Annotated in this window: 15 protein-coding genes; 9 read left to right on the top strand and 6 right to left on the bottom strand. The window is 67.8% G+C overall.

Features of this window, described 5'->3' with window-relative positions; genetic code table 11:
* The 9 genes from OEJ36_RS17745 to OEJ36_RS17705 all read left to right on the top strand — a co-directional run.
* Window positions 1–253: hypothetical protein (locus OEJ36_RS17745; protein WP_263402629.1), on the top strand; the 253-nt coding region annotated here is incomplete at its 5' end.
* Between the two features lie 480 nt (window positions 254–733).
* Complete coding sequence (locus OEJ36_RS17740; protein ID WP_263402628.1) at window positions 734–1,390, top strand: YjfI family protein; 657 nt, start codon at window positions 734–736, stop codon at window positions 1,388–1,390.
* A gap of 26 nt (window positions 1,391–1,416) precedes the next feature.
* Complete coding sequence (locus tag OEJ36_RS17735; RefSeq protein WP_263402627.1) at window positions 1,417–2,121, top strand: PspA/IM30 family protein; 705 nt, start codon at window positions 1,417–1,419, stop codon at window positions 2,119–2,121.
* 73 nt (window positions 2,122–2,194) lie between these two features.
* Window positions 2,195–2,752: a rhomboid family intramembrane serine protease gene (locus tag OEJ36_RS17730; RefSeq protein ID WP_263402626.1), complete on the top strand. Its 558-nt coding sequence runs from the start codon at window positions 2,195–2,197 to the stop codon at window positions 2,750–2,752.
* Between the two features lie 55 nt (window positions 2,753–2,807).
* Window positions 2,808–3,833: an ion channel gene (locus OEJ36_RS17725; RefSeq protein ID WP_263402625.1), complete on the top strand. Its 1,026-nt coding sequence runs from the start codon at window positions 2,808–2,810 to the stop codon at window positions 3,831–3,833.
* Window positions 3,830–4,492 (top strand): YjfK family protein, encoded by a 663-nt coding sequence (locus OEJ36_RS17720; protein WP_263402624.1) that lies wholly within the window; start codon window positions 3,830–3,832, stop codon window positions 4,490–4,492. Before OEJ36_RS17725 ends, OEJ36_RS17720 begins: the two co-directional genes overlap by 4 nt.
* A 16-nt stretch (window positions 4,493–4,508) precedes the next feature.
* On the top strand, window positions 4,509–4,934 hold the full coding sequence (locus OEJ36_RS17715; protein ID WP_021221887.1) for a DUF350 domain-containing protein: 426 nt from the start codon (window positions 4,509–4,511) through the stop codon (window positions 4,932–4,934).
* 25 nt (window positions 4,935–4,959) lie between these two features.
* Window positions 4,960–5,691: a DUF1190 domain-containing protein gene (locus OEJ36_RS17710; protein WP_263402623.1), complete on the top strand. Its 732-nt coding sequence runs from the start codon at window positions 4,960–4,962 to the stop codon at window positions 5,689–5,691.
* Window positions 5,692–5,700: 9 nt separating this feature from the next.
* Window positions 5,701–6,858, top strand: coding sequence for a glutathionylspermidine synthase family protein (locus OEJ36_RS17705; RefSeq protein ID WP_263402622.1), 1,158 nt, complete (start codon window positions 5,701–5,703; stop codon window positions 6,856–6,858).
* A gap of 210 nt (window positions 6,859–7,068) precedes the next feature.
* On the opposite strand, the gene OEJ36_RS17700 is transcribed toward OEJ36_RS17705, so the two are convergent.
* The 6 genes from OEJ36_RS17700 to OEJ36_RS17675 are packed head-to-tail and all read right to left on the bottom strand — an operon-like array spanning window position 7,069 to window position 13,064.
* Window positions 7,069–8,277 (bottom strand): dipeptidase, encoded by a 1,209-nt coding sequence (locus tag OEJ36_RS17700; protein ID WP_263402621.1) that lies wholly within the window; start codon window positions 8,275–8,277, stop codon window positions 7,069–7,071.
* Between the two features lie 58 nt (window positions 8,278–8,335).
* Window positions 8,336–9,289: an ABC transporter substrate-binding protein gene (locus OEJ36_RS17695; RefSeq protein ID WP_263402620.1), complete on the bottom strand. Its 954-nt coding sequence runs from the start codon at window positions 9,287–9,289 to the stop codon at window positions 8,336–8,338.
* Window positions 9,290–9,304: 15 nt separating this feature from the next.
* A complete protein-coding gene (locus OEJ36_RS17690) occupies window positions 9,305–10,138 on the bottom strand; it encodes a class II aldolase/adducin family protein (RefSeq protein ID WP_263402619.1) in 834 nt (277 codons plus the stop codon).
* A gap of 27 nt (window positions 10,139–10,165) precedes the next feature.
* Window positions 10,166–11,110 carry a D-isomer specific 2-hydroxyacid dehydrogenase family protein gene (locus OEJ36_RS17685; protein ID WP_263402618.1) on the bottom strand — a complete coding sequence of 315 codons (945 nt, stop codon included), beginning with the start codon at window positions 11,108–11,110 and terminating at the stop codon, window positions 10,166–10,168.
* On the bottom strand, window positions 11,107–12,306 hold the full coding sequence (locus OEJ36_RS17680; RefSeq protein WP_263402617.1) for an acyl-CoA dehydrogenase family protein: 1,200 nt from the start codon (window positions 12,304–12,306) through the stop codon (window positions 11,107–11,109). The genes OEJ36_RS17685 and OEJ36_RS17680 overlap by 4 nt, the downstream gene beginning before the upstream one ends.
* Window positions 12,303–13,064 carry an ABC transporter ATP-binding protein gene (locus OEJ36_RS17675; RefSeq protein WP_411861023.1) on the bottom strand — a complete coding sequence of 254 codons (762 nt, stop codon included), beginning with the start codon at window positions 13,062–13,064 and terminating at the stop codon, window positions 12,303–12,305. The genes OEJ36_RS17680 and OEJ36_RS17675 overlap by 4 nt, the downstream gene beginning before the upstream one ends.
* Between the last annotated feature and the right edge of the window lie 2 nt (window positions 13,065–13,066).

Genomic DNA, 13,066 nt, shown 5'->3' with positions numbered 1-13,066 from the left:
CCTCGATCACCACACCGCCACAACTGGTCTTGTCGCCTCGGCGGATGAAATAGCCGGTTGCCATATCGATTCCCTTTCCGTTGTCGTTCCGTTGAACCAGGGTGCGAAGTGCACTTCTGGTAGCGAACGGCGTCGCCAGCCGAGTAATCCAGGAGGGCAAGACGCCGTGGCTTCCAAGGTTCGGAATGCTGAAATCGAAAAGAAATCGGAAATGTCTGAACGTGAACGCGCAGTGTCTGCAAATGCCGGGTAGTCCAAGGACTGAGGGGCAAGAAGTGAGTTCAGAACGGCATCGAGCACAGCGATACCCATCAGCGACGCCAGTATGGGGTCGCTGAACGCCGTCCCTCCCCTACGGGGCTGGGAGATGGGGTGGCGACCGTAGGAGTGAGCTCTGCTCGCGAATGGCGTTGCACGGTCCCATAGGTTGAGCTGAGGCACGAAGCCCAACGTTGCGGGGTTGGAGATCGCTGCGTTGGGCCTCGCTGCGCTCGGCGCCAACCTACGGTCTGTAGCCCGGACTTCAGTCCGGGGATGCCGGAGGCTTCGTTCCCGGGCTGAAGCCCGGGCTACCGTCTCGTCACCGACCGGCCCGAAGAGCACCCTCGCCGAGGGGCCTCTGGAACCCAAATATTTCCCTTACATGAAAGATGAAAAAATCTTTCATGTAAGGAATTGCGCGCCGACGAAAATCGCAGTAATTTGCTCACCACACCCTTGAGGAGGAAGGCAGATGCCTCGCAAGACCACGACGGACAAAGTAGGCAAGAAGGCCGCCGGAAGCACCGGGAAGTCTTCGGCCGACTACGTCCGGGATATGCGCAACCGGCTCCGCGAAGCGGGACTGGTGAAACGTGAGTTCTGGATCCTTCCCGAGAACGTGAACGCCCTGAAGGGCATCGAGAGAGCATTACGGCAGCCCTACCTGGGCGACCGAGTCAAACTGGAGGACTACATGACCGAGAACAGCAACTGGACCCTCAACTCGCTGCACAACGCCCTGGCCGAGCTGGCCCTGGTGACGTCTGGCGAGATCCTGCTGAGCGTCGTCGACGGCGAGCAGGCCGGGCTCAGGCTGACCATGACCGAGTACGGCGACCTGCCGATCTACCTGGCAGTCGAGGGTGACCACATCATGGTGGACGTAACCCTGGTGCCGCTCGAACTGGTGGAAGACGTAAACGCGTTCAACGCACTGGTGCTGCGTACCCGCGACCTGTTCCCGCTGTCCTCGGTGGGCGTCGAGATCATCGACGGCCAGGAGGTGTACTCCATGTTCGGTGCCCTCAGCTCCGCGTCCTCGCTCACCGTGATCGTCCAGGAAATCTACACCCTGGCGGAAAACGTGATCCGCGCCGTCGAAGCCTTCGAAGACCACTTCAAGGCTTGACCGAATCCATTCAAGGAGAAGTTTTCATGAGTATCTGGAAGAAGATCATCACCGCCGTCCGTGGCGGCGCCTCCGAAGTCGGCGAAGCCATCGTCGACGCCAACGCCATCCGCATCCTCGAACAGGAAATGCGTGATGCCGACCGCGCCGTGCTGCAGGCCAAGAACGGGCTGGTGGACATCAAGGCCAAGCAGAAGCTGTCGCAGCAACGCCTGGAAAGCCTCAACGCCGATGTCGCCAACTGGGAAGCCAAGGCCACCGCCGCCCTCAACAAGGGCGAGGAAAGCCTGGCCCTGGAGTGCGCCAGCCGCATCGCCGAGATCGAGGCGCAGCGCGACCAGGAACGCAGCCAGGCCGAGCAGTTCGGCAAGCAGGCCGACCTGCTGCACGCCCAGGTCAACAAAGCCGAAGGCCAGCTCAAGAGCCTGAAGCAGCAAATCGAAATGGCCAAGGCCCGCGAAGTGGTGCAGAAGGCCCGCGTCGCCACCGCCGAAGCCACCGGTGGCGCCAACGGCAAGGTCGAGTCCGCCCTGGACAGCCTCAACCGCCTGCGCCAGCGCCAGGACGAGCAGGATGCCCGCCTGGCCGCCGCCGAAGAGCTCCAGGCCTCCGCCAACGGCGGCGACCTCGAGCGTCGCCTGCAGGAAGCCGGCATCGGTGCCCAGAGCGGCAGCGCAGCCGACGTGCTGGCCCGTTTGAAAGCCAAGCAGACCCCGGACGGATCGCAGTAGAATCCGCGCCCGGCAGGCGGCCCCCGGTCGCCTGCCCACCTCTTTACCCGCAAATGGAGTTCGGGAAACGCAGATGGAAACCGGCAAGCGACTCAGGGTCATCCTGGCACTGGCGGCGATCATGGCCGTGGTCCAGGTGATCAACGCCCTCACCGCCAACAGCCTGGTCCATCACGGCATCCTCCCGCGTACCCTTAGCGGGCTCCAGGGGCTGATCTTCGCGCCCTTCCTGCACGGCTCCTTCGGCCACCTGCTGAGCAACCTGCCGCCCTTCATCATCCTCAGCTGGCTGGTGTCCACCGAGGGGCTCAGCCGTTATATCCGCGTTGCGCTGCTGATCAGCATCCTCGGCGGCGGCATGGTCTGGCTGTTCGCCCGCTACAGCCTGCACATCGGCGCCAGCGGCCTGATCTTCGGGCTCTGGACCTACCTGCTGGCCCGCGCCTGGTACCAACGCAGCTTCGCCAGCCTGCTGGTCGCCCTGGTGGCGCTCGCCGGCTACAGCGGCTTGATCTTCGGCTTCATTCCCACCCCGGGAATCTCGGTGGAATCCCATATCGCCGGTGCCATCGCCGGCTGCATCGTCGCCTGGCTGATGCATTCGAAGACGCTGCTCGACACCGCCACCTGAACCGTCCCCCGCCATCCCCTGAACCACTCGAGAAAGGATCAATGGAGCTGATTCCATGTCGCTGATCTTGCTGTTGCGGTACCACACGTCTGCCTTTTTCCAGCGCTTCGGCTGGGCCGGCATCGGCTCGTTGCTGGCCGTCCACTACCTGGCGTCCTACCTGCTGCTGGCGCTGGCCGGGGAGCAGCACCTGCTGCAAGGGCAGGACTTCACCTATTTCTACTTCACCACCGCGACGACCGTGGGCTATGGCGATCTCTCCCCCAAGAGCGCCTTCGGCAAACTCGTCACGGCACTGTGGATCATGCTGGGCGGCATCGCCCTGCTCACTGCGGTCATCGGCAAGGCATCGGCTTCGGTCGGCGAACTCTGGAGAAAGAACATGAAAGGCCTGGGCGACTACTCCAACCTCAAGGGCCACACCGTCCTCATCGGCTGGGAAGGCGAAGCCAGCGAGCGCATCGTCGAACTGCTGTACCAGGACGAAGCCACGCGGGACGACAGCCTGGTGATCTGCGACGCGCTGATCGAGGAAAACCCCATGCCGGGGCGCGCCTCCTTCGTCCGTGGTGATTCACTGGACAACCCGGTGCTGCTGCGCCGGGCCGGCATCGAGCGCGCGGAACGCGTCCTCGTGCACACCCGCTCCGACAGCCTGACCCTGGCCATCGTCCTCACCATCAAGGCGATCGGCACCCGCGCCCATGTGGTCGCGCACTTCAACGATTCCGAGCGCGCCGCCCTCGCCCGCCGCTACGCCCCCGAGCTGGAATGCACCTCCAACATGGCCATCGAGATGCTGGTGCGCGCCTCCCAGGACCCGGGCTCCAGCGCCGTGGTCACCGAGCTGCTGTGCGTCGGCGACGGTGCCACGCAATTCCGCCACGTGCTGCCCCAGGGCTTCGCCGGCACCTGCGGCGAGCTGTACATCCGCCTGCGCCAGGACCACGATGCCACCCTCATCGGCTATCGCGCCTCGGGCTCCGCCCGCTTCGAGATCAACCCGCCCAACGGGATGGAGATCCACGGCGGGGAAATCTTCTACATCGCCAGCGAACGCCTGGAGGAGAACGCACTATGAGCAAGCTCAAGCGCTGGCTGGGCCTGGAACCACCGCTGCCCTCGGCCGACGCGCGCCGCCACCCCAGTGACAGCCGCCCCCTGGGGCTGGCGGCAGGCCGCATGCTTTGCCTGGACCGTTCGCTGGCGACGCTGCTCGAAGGCCAGTCCCACGTCACCCTCCCCGGCGACGAGAAGATCTGGGCCGTGGGCACCATCGAGCTCGGCCAGTCCACGCGGATCAAGCGCTACTACCTGGACGACGAGGACTACTTCCTCCAGGTGATCATGAACGGCCCGCAGGACAGCGATATCGAGGCGGTGATCCTGTTCGGCTACCACCAGGTCACCCCCATCGCCAGCCGTGAGGAGCTGCTGCGCCTGGCCGGGCCCAACGCGCGCATCGGCATGCAGGTCTACGAGCTGGAGGGCGAGGAATACGGCCGCCAGTGGGGCAGCGAGGATGGCCAGACCGAACTGGTGCCCTTGCACGAATACGTCGTCAGCCCAGACGCCAGCTACGGCGTCGAGCATCAAAGCATGCTCTACGCCCGCGAGATCGGCTTGCTCAACCGGAGGGAGTTCCTGCTCTTCTCGGTGGAGGAAGACGAAGAAGGTGCCATCGCCCTGACCACCGCCGTGGGCGTGACACTGCAGATCACCGACATCCAAGTTCTCTGACCAAGGAAGATCCACCATGCTCGACGCGCTCCGCATGTCGCTCAACTCCACCGCCGTCATCGGCTTCGTCATCTACATCCTGGTCGCGGCGGCGCTGTTCGCCCTGTTCCAGTTCATCTACACCCGCGTCACCCCGCACCGCGAGTTCGCCCTGATCCGCGAAGGCAACAGCGCGGCCGCCATCGCCCTGGCGGGTTCGCTGATCGGCTTCGCCCTGCCGGCCAGCAACATCATCACCTACAGCGTCAGCGTCCTCGATTTCGTGGTCTGGGTGGTGATCGCCGCCATCGTCCAGCTGCTGGCGTTCTTCGTCACCAGCCTGGTGCTCAAGGACCTGCCCGGCCGCATCGCCCGTGGCGAACATGCCGCCGCCATCTACTCCGGCGCCGTGGCCATCAGCATCGGCCTGCTCAACTCCGCCTGCATGACCCCTTCGACCTGATCACCGGCAGCGCAAGGAGACCTTTATGAGAAAGCGCAATTCCATCCAACTGGTGCTCGCCGGCACCCTGCCGCTGGCCTTGGCGGGGTGCAACGACCCGCAGGACACCATGCAGATCACCGCGACCAAGACGTTCAAGAACGTACAGGCCTGCGTCGCCGACAAGTTCCCCGTCGACGTCTGCTCGGACGCGTACATGACCGCCATGGCCGACCACAAGCAGATCGCCCCGACCTATGACAGCCAGGCCGCCTGCGACGCCGACTTCGTGCCCGACTACTGCCAGCCCACCTCCAACGGCAAGTTCATGCCGCGCCTGGCCGGCTTCGAGCTGTCGATGACCAACGAGGTGTCCCGCAGCACCTACGAGCAGGCCGAGCAGCAGGTGGTGCACAGCACCGGCCACAGCGACAACGGCCTGGTCACCGGCATCCTCATCGGCCAGATGCTGGGCAACGGCGGCAGCCACTACTACTCCCAGCCGATCTACCGCTACCGCGATGCCCGGGGTAGCTACAGCACCTCCACGCTGTCCCGGCAGATCGAACAGGGCAAGACCTTCAGCCGCTCCAACCAGGCCCGCAACAGCCCGACCTCGACCTACACCCAGCAGACCCTGGGCAAGAGCCTGAGCAGCAAGTCGAGCACCAGCGGCTCGGCGGTGGCCTCCACCATCTCCCGCGGCGGTTTCGGCTCCCAGGCCAACGCCCGCGGCGGCTGGGGTGGCAAGACCGGCGGTTTTGGCTTCGGAGGCTGAAGAACCCGCATGAAGAAGATCAGCATCGAAGAACGTCCGGGCTGGCAGGCACAGGTCGAGCGTGAAGGCTTCCTGTTCCACACCATCGACGGCGAACGCTACTGGGACGAGCGCGGCTACTACCTTTTCACCCGCGAGCAGGTGACCCGTGACATCGAGCAACCCACCCGCGAGCTGCACGAGATGTGCCTCGACGTGGTCGAGCGCGTGGTGGCGAGCGAGGAGCTGCTCACCGGCCTGGCGATACCGCCGGCGTTCTTCGATCTGATCCGCACCTCCTGGCGGGAGGGGCACCCGCACCTCTACGGCCGCATGGACTTCAGCTACGACGGCACGGGCCCGGCCAAGCTGCTGGAGATCAACGCCGACACGCCCACCTCCCTGCTCGAATGCGCCTCGGTGCAGTTGCTCTGGCTGGAAGACCAGATACGCCGTGGCGTGCTGCCCGCCGAGGCCGACCAGTTCAACACCCTGGCCGAGGACCTGATCCGCGCATTCGGCACCTTCGGCAAGGAGATCCCTTTCCACTTCTCCGCCATCTCCGGCTCGGTGGAAGACCGGGGCACCACCGACTTCCTCGCGCAGATGGCGCGCCTGGCCGGCATCGACGCGCGGCACATCGACATCGAGGACATCGGCCTCACCGGCGACGGGCGTTTCGTCGACCTGCAGGGGCAGTGGATTCCCCGCCTGTTCAAGCTGCACGCCTGGGAGCACATCTTCAGCGAGGCCTTCGGCAAGGCCGTGCCGGGGTGCGACACCCAATTCGTCGAGCCGGCCTGGAAGTCCATCATCAGCAACAAGGGCATCCTGCCGCTGCTGTGGAAATTCAACGAAGGCCACCCCAACCTGCTGCCCTCGCGGGTGGACGCCGACCCGCGCGCGCCAGTACCCAAGGGCTGGGTGCGCAAACCCTTCTTCTCCCGCGAAGGCGCCAACATCGAGATCCGCACCCCGCAGGACGAAGTGGTGTTGCAGGACGGCCCCTACACCGATGCCCCCTACATCCTCCAGCAGTTCTCCCCCCTGCCCCGCTTCAGCGACAGCTACACCCTGATCGGCTCCTGGATCGTGGGCGACACCGCCTCGGGCATGGGCATCCGCGAAGACGACAGCCTGATCACCAAGGACACCAGCCGCTTCCTGCCCCATGTGGTGATGGATTGAGATGAGGCTGGCGCGCTCCTTCGTAGGATGGCGTAGAGCGAAGCGAAACCCATCAGCGACGGCGGCAGCGTGGGTCGGGGTGGCGCCCGTAGGAGCGAGCTCTGCTCGCGAATGGCGTCGGCACCATCCCGTAGGTTGGGCTGAGGCACGAAGCCCAACGTTGCGAGATTGGACGTCGCTGCGTTGGGCCTCGCTACGCTCGGTGCCAACCTACGGAGCTGTCCCGGCAGCTTCGGCTGCTGCGAGCACCCGCAATAGATTTCCGCCCCAGATGGCGGCGAGGTCCTGCTCGCTGTAGCCGGCGGCGAGCAGGCGTTGGCTGATGCGTGGCAGGTCGCTCACGTCGCGCAGGCCTTCCACGCCGCCACCACCGTCCCAGTCGGCGCCGATGCCGACGTGTTGCGGGCCGACCACGTCGAGGATGTGCAGCAGGTGGGCCATGAAGTCGTCCAGGCGCGTAGGCGGCAGCGGGTAGCGGGCTTCGGTTTCGCGGATGCGTCGGGCGAGGTCGGCCACCTGCTCCGGGGAGAGGCTGGCGGCCAGGCGGAACTCTCGGTACAGCGGCCCCAGGGCCTTGTCGCGCTCGGGGTTTGGTGGGCGCGGGACGAGGTCGCTGGGGTAGCTGTTGACCTGCACCACCCCGCCTTTCTCGGCGAGCCTGCGCAAGCGGGCGTCGTCGAGGTTGCGTGGGTGCGGGGCGATGGCGCGGGCGCCGGAGTGGGAGGCGATCACCGGGGCGCGGGACAGCTGCAGCACCTGGTCGAACACCGCGTCGGAGGCATGGGATACATCGATGAGGATGCCCAGCCGATTGGCCTCCCCCAGCAGCTCGCGCCCCGCAGGGCTGAGGCCGTGCCATTCCGGCAGCGCGGTGGCCGAGTCGGCGAATGAATTGTTCTGCGCGTGCACCAGGCCGAGCATGCGCAGCCCCAGGCGCCGGTAGGTGGCCAGGCGGCCGGGGTCGGCGGCCAGGGGCTCGGCGTTTTCCATGCTGATCAGCACCACGCGGCGGCCCGAAGCGACGATGCCGGGCACCTCCTCCGCCCGCTTGGCCAGGGCGAACTCACCGGGTCGCGCAGCAACCATGTCGCGGATGCGGGTGATCACCGCCAGGCCGTGCTCGCTGGCCAGGGTGCGCCCTTCCGCCGAGCGCGGCCCCTGGGGCGTGAATACGGCGAAGAAGCCGCCATCCAGCCCACCTTCACGCATGCGTGGCAGGTCGACCTGGGACAGGTCGTCGGCGTAGCGGTGGCGCTGGCTGATATCCCAGCCGGGCCGCGCCAGTTGCATGGGCGTGTCGAGGTGGCTGTCGAGTACCAGCAGCCGCTCGTGCAGCGCACGGACATCGGCCGGCACATCGGCGGCCTGGGCGCTGCCGGTGAGCAGCGCCAGGACGATCAGGGGTGGCTTGAAGGGCATGGAGCCGTGTCCTTGGCAGTTCTTGTAGGTCGGGTGAAACCCGGCGTGTTGCAGCGGCTCAACCCCAGCTGAAGCTCCGGTCCCACAACGGCGCCACGTCCAAGCGTTGCGGCAGTACGCCGGCCTCGAAGAAGGTGTCAGCCACCTCCTGCTGCGAGCGCACGGCCGCATCGTCCACCGCCTGCAGCACGCGCGGCCCGCTTTGCGCCTTGTACTGGGCGAGGAAGACTTCGCGGGGAATGCCGAGGATCTTCTCGCTCTTGGCCGCCCAGGCCTCCGGGTTGTGCTGCACCCATTGCCAGCTGCGGTATTCGCGCTGGACGTAATCCTCGATGGCGGCGCGCTTGTCCGGGTCGGCGATGGCGCGCTGGTTGGCGGCGATCACGTAGTTGCCGGAGAGGTAGCCCTGCCCCGTGCGCAGCACCCGCGCGCCGCTGCGCAGCTCGGCGAGCTGGATGAAGTAGCCAAAGGTCACCCAGACATCCAGGTTGCCGTTCTGGAAGGCGGCGAAACCGTCCTGGGGCGTGAGGGCGAAGGGCTGGATATCGGCCAGAGTGAGGCCCTGCTCCTTCAGCGCGCGCAGCAGCATGTAGTGCGACGAGGTGGAGCGGATGTAGCCCACGCGCTTGCCCGACAGCTCCGCCAGGGACTGCATGGTCGAGCCCTTGGGCACCACGAAGGCCTGGTTGTTGACGTCGCCGGTGAGCACGGCGATGAGCTTCACCGGCGCCTGGTTCTTGATGCCGAAGATGGGTGGGATCTCGCTCATGGGCGCCAGGTCCAGGGTGCCGCTGATCAGTGCTTCGAAGCCGAGGTTGCCGCCGTTGAACTCGGCGTATTTCACCGCGTAGGGCGGGCGTTCGATGCCCGCCTCGTCGAAGAAGGTGGGCGCCGCGCCCTTGTAGGTGGCCACGTTGAGGCCCAGGCCGCTCCAGTCCCGGGCGAAGGCCGTGGGCAGCGTGCAGGCGAGCCCGGCCAGGGCGGAGTACTGGAGGAAGTGACGGCGGTTCATGGGTGCTCCTTGCAATCAGTCGAGGAAGTCGGGCTCGTCGCGCAACAGGCGGTCCCAGTACGGCTGGAAGCTGAACCAGCCGCCGAATTCGGTGCCCACCTGGCGCGCGGTGTGCTGCGCCACCTCCGGCGGGATGGGACGCGGCGTGCCGGCGGCCTCGGCCAGCAGCTGGGCGTGGGCGGCGTTGTCCAGGGCGATGAAGCGCCACACCGCCGCCTCCACCGTGCGGCCGACGGTGAGCAGGCCGTGGTTCTGCAGGATCAGCGCGACGTTGCTTGGCCCCAGGGTGGCGGCGATGCGCGCGCCCTCGCTGGCTTCCAGCACCACGCCGGTGAAGTTGTCGAACAGCGCGTGCTTGCCGTGGAAGGCGCAGGCGTCCTGGGTCAGCGGGTCGAGCAGGCGCCCGAGGCTGGACCAGGCCTTGCCGTAAAGCGAATGGGCGTGGGCAGCGGCGACCACGTCCGGGCGGGCGTCGTGCAGCGCGGCATGGATGGCGAAAGCGGCGAGGTTGAGTGCGCCCTGCCCTTCGACGATCTCGCCGTGGGGATTGACCAGCAGCAAGTCGGAGACACGGATATGGCCGAAGTACACGCCCACCGGGTTGACCCAGAAATGGTCGGGGAACTCCGGGTCGCGCACGGTGATGTGGCCGGCGCCGCCCATGTCGAAGCCGTGGCGGGCGAACAGGCGGAAGGAGCCGGCCAGGCGCTGCTTGCGCAGCAGGCGCTCGGCCTCGACCGTGGGTTGCTGGGGGGGCTCCTGCCAGCGGAACACGGTGTGGCCGTCGCGGGGCAGCGAGTAGGCCGTGGGTTGCGGGGTGCCGGTGAGTCCGGTCAGCCTGGCGGTCATGCGGTTTCTCCTTGAAGGGCGGGCGGCTCAGTAGCCGCGCCCGGCCTGCACCAGGTTTTCCAGCGGTTGTCCGCTCTGGAAACGTTCGAGGTTGCGTGCCAAGAGCGCGGCGAGGTTGCGGTACACCTGCGGCGTGTTGGCCGAGGTGTGGGGGCTCAGCCGTACACGGGGATGGCTGTAGAACGGGTGCCCGGCCGGCAGCGGCTCGGGCTCGGTGACGTCGAGGCTGGCGAGCGCCAGGCGCCCTTCGTCCAGGGCCTGGAGCAGCGCGGCCTGGTCCACCAGGGAGCCGCGCGCGACGTTGATCAGGTGCAGCCCGGGGCGGGCCGAGGCCAGGGTTTCGCGGTTCACCACCTGTTGCGTCTCGGCGGTGGCCGGCGCTGCCAGCACCAGGTGGTCGGCGCGGGCGAACAGTTCGTGGATGTCGGCGGCGCGCTGCACGCCGTCCATGCCGAAGGGCTGCGCCGAGCGCCGCAGGGCGAGCACCTGCATGTCCAGCGCACGGGCCTTGCGCGCCAGCTCGCGGGCGATGCTGCCGAAGCCATAGAGGCCGAGGGTGCTGCCGGCGAGCGACGCCAGTGGGCGTTGCTGCCAGGCCTCGGCGTTGTCGATCCACAGCTCGGGCAATTGCTTGGCGGCAGCGAAGATGGCCGCCAGGGCGAACTCGGCGATGCTGCTGGCCGTGGCGCCCCGGGCGCTGGCCACCGGCGGGCCGTCGAGCAGCCAGCGGGGGAAGAAGTCCAGCCCCGAACTCACAAGTTGCACGAAGCCCAGGCCGAAGGGCCAGCCGGGCGGCGGCTCGGCGGCGTCACGCAAGGCCGGGTGTGGCGCGGCGAGCAGGGCCTGCACGCCGGCCGGCAGCGCTTGCGGCAGGCCACGGGGCAGGTCCAGCACCTCCACGCCCGGCAGGCGCTCACGCAGCAGCGCGTTGAAGCCGGCATCCAGCTGGCTGGCGATACGCGCTGCGGTCATGCCTGGCCTCCACGGCTGGGCAAGGCGAAGGCGGCACGCCCGGCGGCACCGAGCACGGCGTCGTTCTGCGGGGTGTGGATGCGGCTGCAAAGCACGTCGCGGTAATGCCGCTCCAGCGGGTTGCCCCGGGCCAGGGCCGGGTTGCCAATGGCTTCCACGCCCAGTTCCACGGCGGCGATGGCCTGGGTGGTGACCAGGTACTTCACCTGGGTGGCCTCGCTGGCGGGGATGCGGCCCTCGGCGGCGGCATCGAGCAGCACGCGGTTGGACAGCAGCAACGCGTCGATACGCCCCACCAGTTCCTGGAAGCGCGGCAGGCTGGAAAGCGGTGCGCCAAGGTTGGCCGGGGTGCGTTCGGCCAGCCAGCCCACCAGCCAGTCACGGGCCGCGCGGGCGACGCCGTCGTAGATGCTGGAGAGCAGCACCGCGAGCCAGAGCACGCCGCTGGAGTCCAGCTCCGAGGGGCGCGGCTGGCTGGCGGGGAGGATGTCCACGGCGTATTCGTCGGGCACCAGTACGTCCTCGAAGACCACGTCGTGGCTGCAGGTGGCGCGCATGCCCAAGTGATCCCAGGTTTCCTCGATGCGGATGCCCGGCGTGTCGCGGTGCACCAGCCAGGTGCCGACGCGGGGCTCGGCCTCGTCGCTGCGCGCCCAGACCGACAACCAGGTGAGCCCGGGGATGCCGGTGGAGTAGATCTTCCGCCCGCTGATGCGCCAACCCTCGGGCACGCGCCGGGCGATGGTGCCGGGCAGGCCGCCACGGGCGGGTGTGCCCAGGTCCGGCTCCACACGCAGGGCGTTGATCAGCGCGCCCTCTTCCACCGCCTCGCGGGCCAGTTGCAGGCGCAGGTGCTCGGGCCACGCCTGGTTGTTCTGCAGGCGCGCGTGCTGCAGGTATTGCATCACCAGCACCAGGGCGGTTGAGGGCTCGCCCCGGGCCACGGCGGCGATCACCCGGCGCGCCTGGGCCAGGCTGGCCTCGTTACCACCAAGGCGACGCGGCACGGTCAGGGCGACGAGGCCGTGCTCGTGCAGGCGACGCAGGTTGGCGTGGGGGAATTCGCCGTGGCGGTCGTGGTGGGCGGCGCTGGCGGCGAACTCGTCGCTGAGCTGAGCCAGTAGGTCGGCGAAGGCCGGGGAATCGAGGTCGGGCACGCGGGCCGTCTCCTTGGCGGTTTTCAGGTCGAGGCTCATCGTTGGGCGGTCCGTGCAAGGGTGTGGACGAAGGGGCTGGCCGGCGCTTCGACGCCGAGCAGCGTGAGCAGGTGCTGGCGCAGTTCCTGGAAGCCGCGGCTGGCCACCTCCCGCGGCCGCGACAGGCGCACGGGGATCTGCTCGGCGATGCGCCCAGCCTCCAGCACCACCACGCGGTCGGCCAGCAACACGGCCTCGTCGACGTCGTGGGTGACCAGCAGCACCGAGGGCTGGTGGGTGCGCCACAGCTCGATGATCAGTTGGTGCATGCGGATGCGGGTCAGGGCGTCCAGTGCGGCGAAGGGTTCGTCGAGCAGCAGCAATTGCGGCTCGCGCACCAGGGCGCGGGCCAGGGCCACCCGCTGCGCTTCGCCACCAGAGAGGGTGCCCGGCCAGGCGTCGAGACGATGGCCCAGCCCCACTTCCTGCAACGCGGCCAGGGCGCGGGTCTGCGGGTTGGCACCGCGCAGGCCGAGGGCGACGTTGCGCCAGGCGCGCTTCCAGGGCATCAGCCGGGGCTCCTGGAACACCGCCGCATGGGCCTCGGGCACCTCCAGCGTGCCGCCGTCCACCTCATCCAGCCCGGCCAGGGCCCGCAGCAGCGTGGTCTTGCCCGAGCCGCTGCGCCCCAGCAGGGCGACGAATTCGCCGGCGCCCAGCTCCAGGTCGAGGCCGTCGAGCACGGCCTGGCCGGCGAAGCGACGGGTCAGCCCGCGCACGCGCACCGGTGGGCGCAGGCGTTGCAGCGCAACATCCATGG

The sequence above is a fragment of the Pseudomonas sp. PDM13 genome (assembly GCF_025685765.1).
GTDB lineage: Bacteria > Pseudomonadota > Gammaproteobacteria > Pseudomonadales > Pseudomonadaceae > Metapseudomonas > Metapseudomonas solani.
Note: the sequence above shows the minus strand (reverse complement) of the source record. Positions and strands in the feature narration are given on the sequence as shown.

Bases quoted from the DNA above. Each gene is read 5' to 3' on its own strand.
- OEJ36_RS17740 (WP_263402628.1), top strand. From the start codon at position 734: ATGCCTCGCAAGACCACGACGGACAAAGTAGGCAAGAAGGCCGCCGGA.
- OEJ36_RS17735 (WP_263402627.1), top strand. From the start codon at position 1,417: ATGAGTATCTGGAAGAAGATCATCACCGCCGTCCGTGGCGGCGCCTCC.
- OEJ36_RS17730 (WP_263402626.1), top strand. From the start codon at position 2,195: ATGGAAACCGGCAAGCGACTCAGGGTCATCCTGGCACTGGCGGCGATC.
- OEJ36_RS17725 (WP_263402625.1), top strand. From the start codon at position 2,808: ATGTCGCTGATCTTGCTGTTGCGGTACCACACGTCTGCCTTTTTCCAG.
- OEJ36_RS17720 (WP_263402624.1), top strand. From the start codon at position 3,830: ATGAGCAAGCTCAAGCGCTGGCTGGGCCTGGAACCACCGCTGCCCTCG.
- OEJ36_RS17715 (WP_021221887.1), top strand. From the start codon at position 4,509: ATGCTCGACGCGCTCCGCATGTCGCTCAACTCCACCGCCGTCATCGGC.
- OEJ36_RS17710 (WP_263402623.1), top strand. From the start codon at position 4,960: ATGAGAAAGCGCAATTCCATCCAACTGGTGCTCGCCGGCACCCTGCCG.
- OEJ36_RS17705 (WP_263402622.1), top strand. From the start codon at position 5,701: ATGAAGAAGATCAGCATCGAAGAACGTCCGGGCTGGCAGGCACAGGTC.
- OEJ36_RS17700 (WP_263402621.1), bottom strand. From the start codon at position 8,277: ATGCCCTTCAAGCCACCCCTGATCGTCCTGGCGCTGCTCACCGGCAGC.
- OEJ36_RS17695 (WP_263402620.1), bottom strand. From the start codon at position 9,289: ATGAACCGCCGTCACTTCCTCCAGTACTCCGCCCTGGCCGGGCTCGCC.
- OEJ36_RS17690 (WP_263402619.1), bottom strand. From the start codon at position 10,138: ATGACCGCCAGGCTGACCGGACTCACCGGCACCCCGCAACCCACGGCC.
- OEJ36_RS17685 (WP_263402618.1), bottom strand. From the start codon at position 11,110: ATGACCGCAGCGCGTATCGCCAGCCAGCTGGATGCCGGCTTCAACGCG.
- OEJ36_RS17680 (WP_263402617.1), bottom strand. From the start codon at position 12,306: ATGAGCCTCGACCTGAAAACCGCCAAGGAGACGGCCCGCGTGCCCGAC.
- OEJ36_RS17675 (WP_411861023.1), bottom strand. From the start codon at position 13,064: ATGGATGTTGCGCTGCAACGCCTGCGCCCACCGGTGCGCGTGCGCGGG.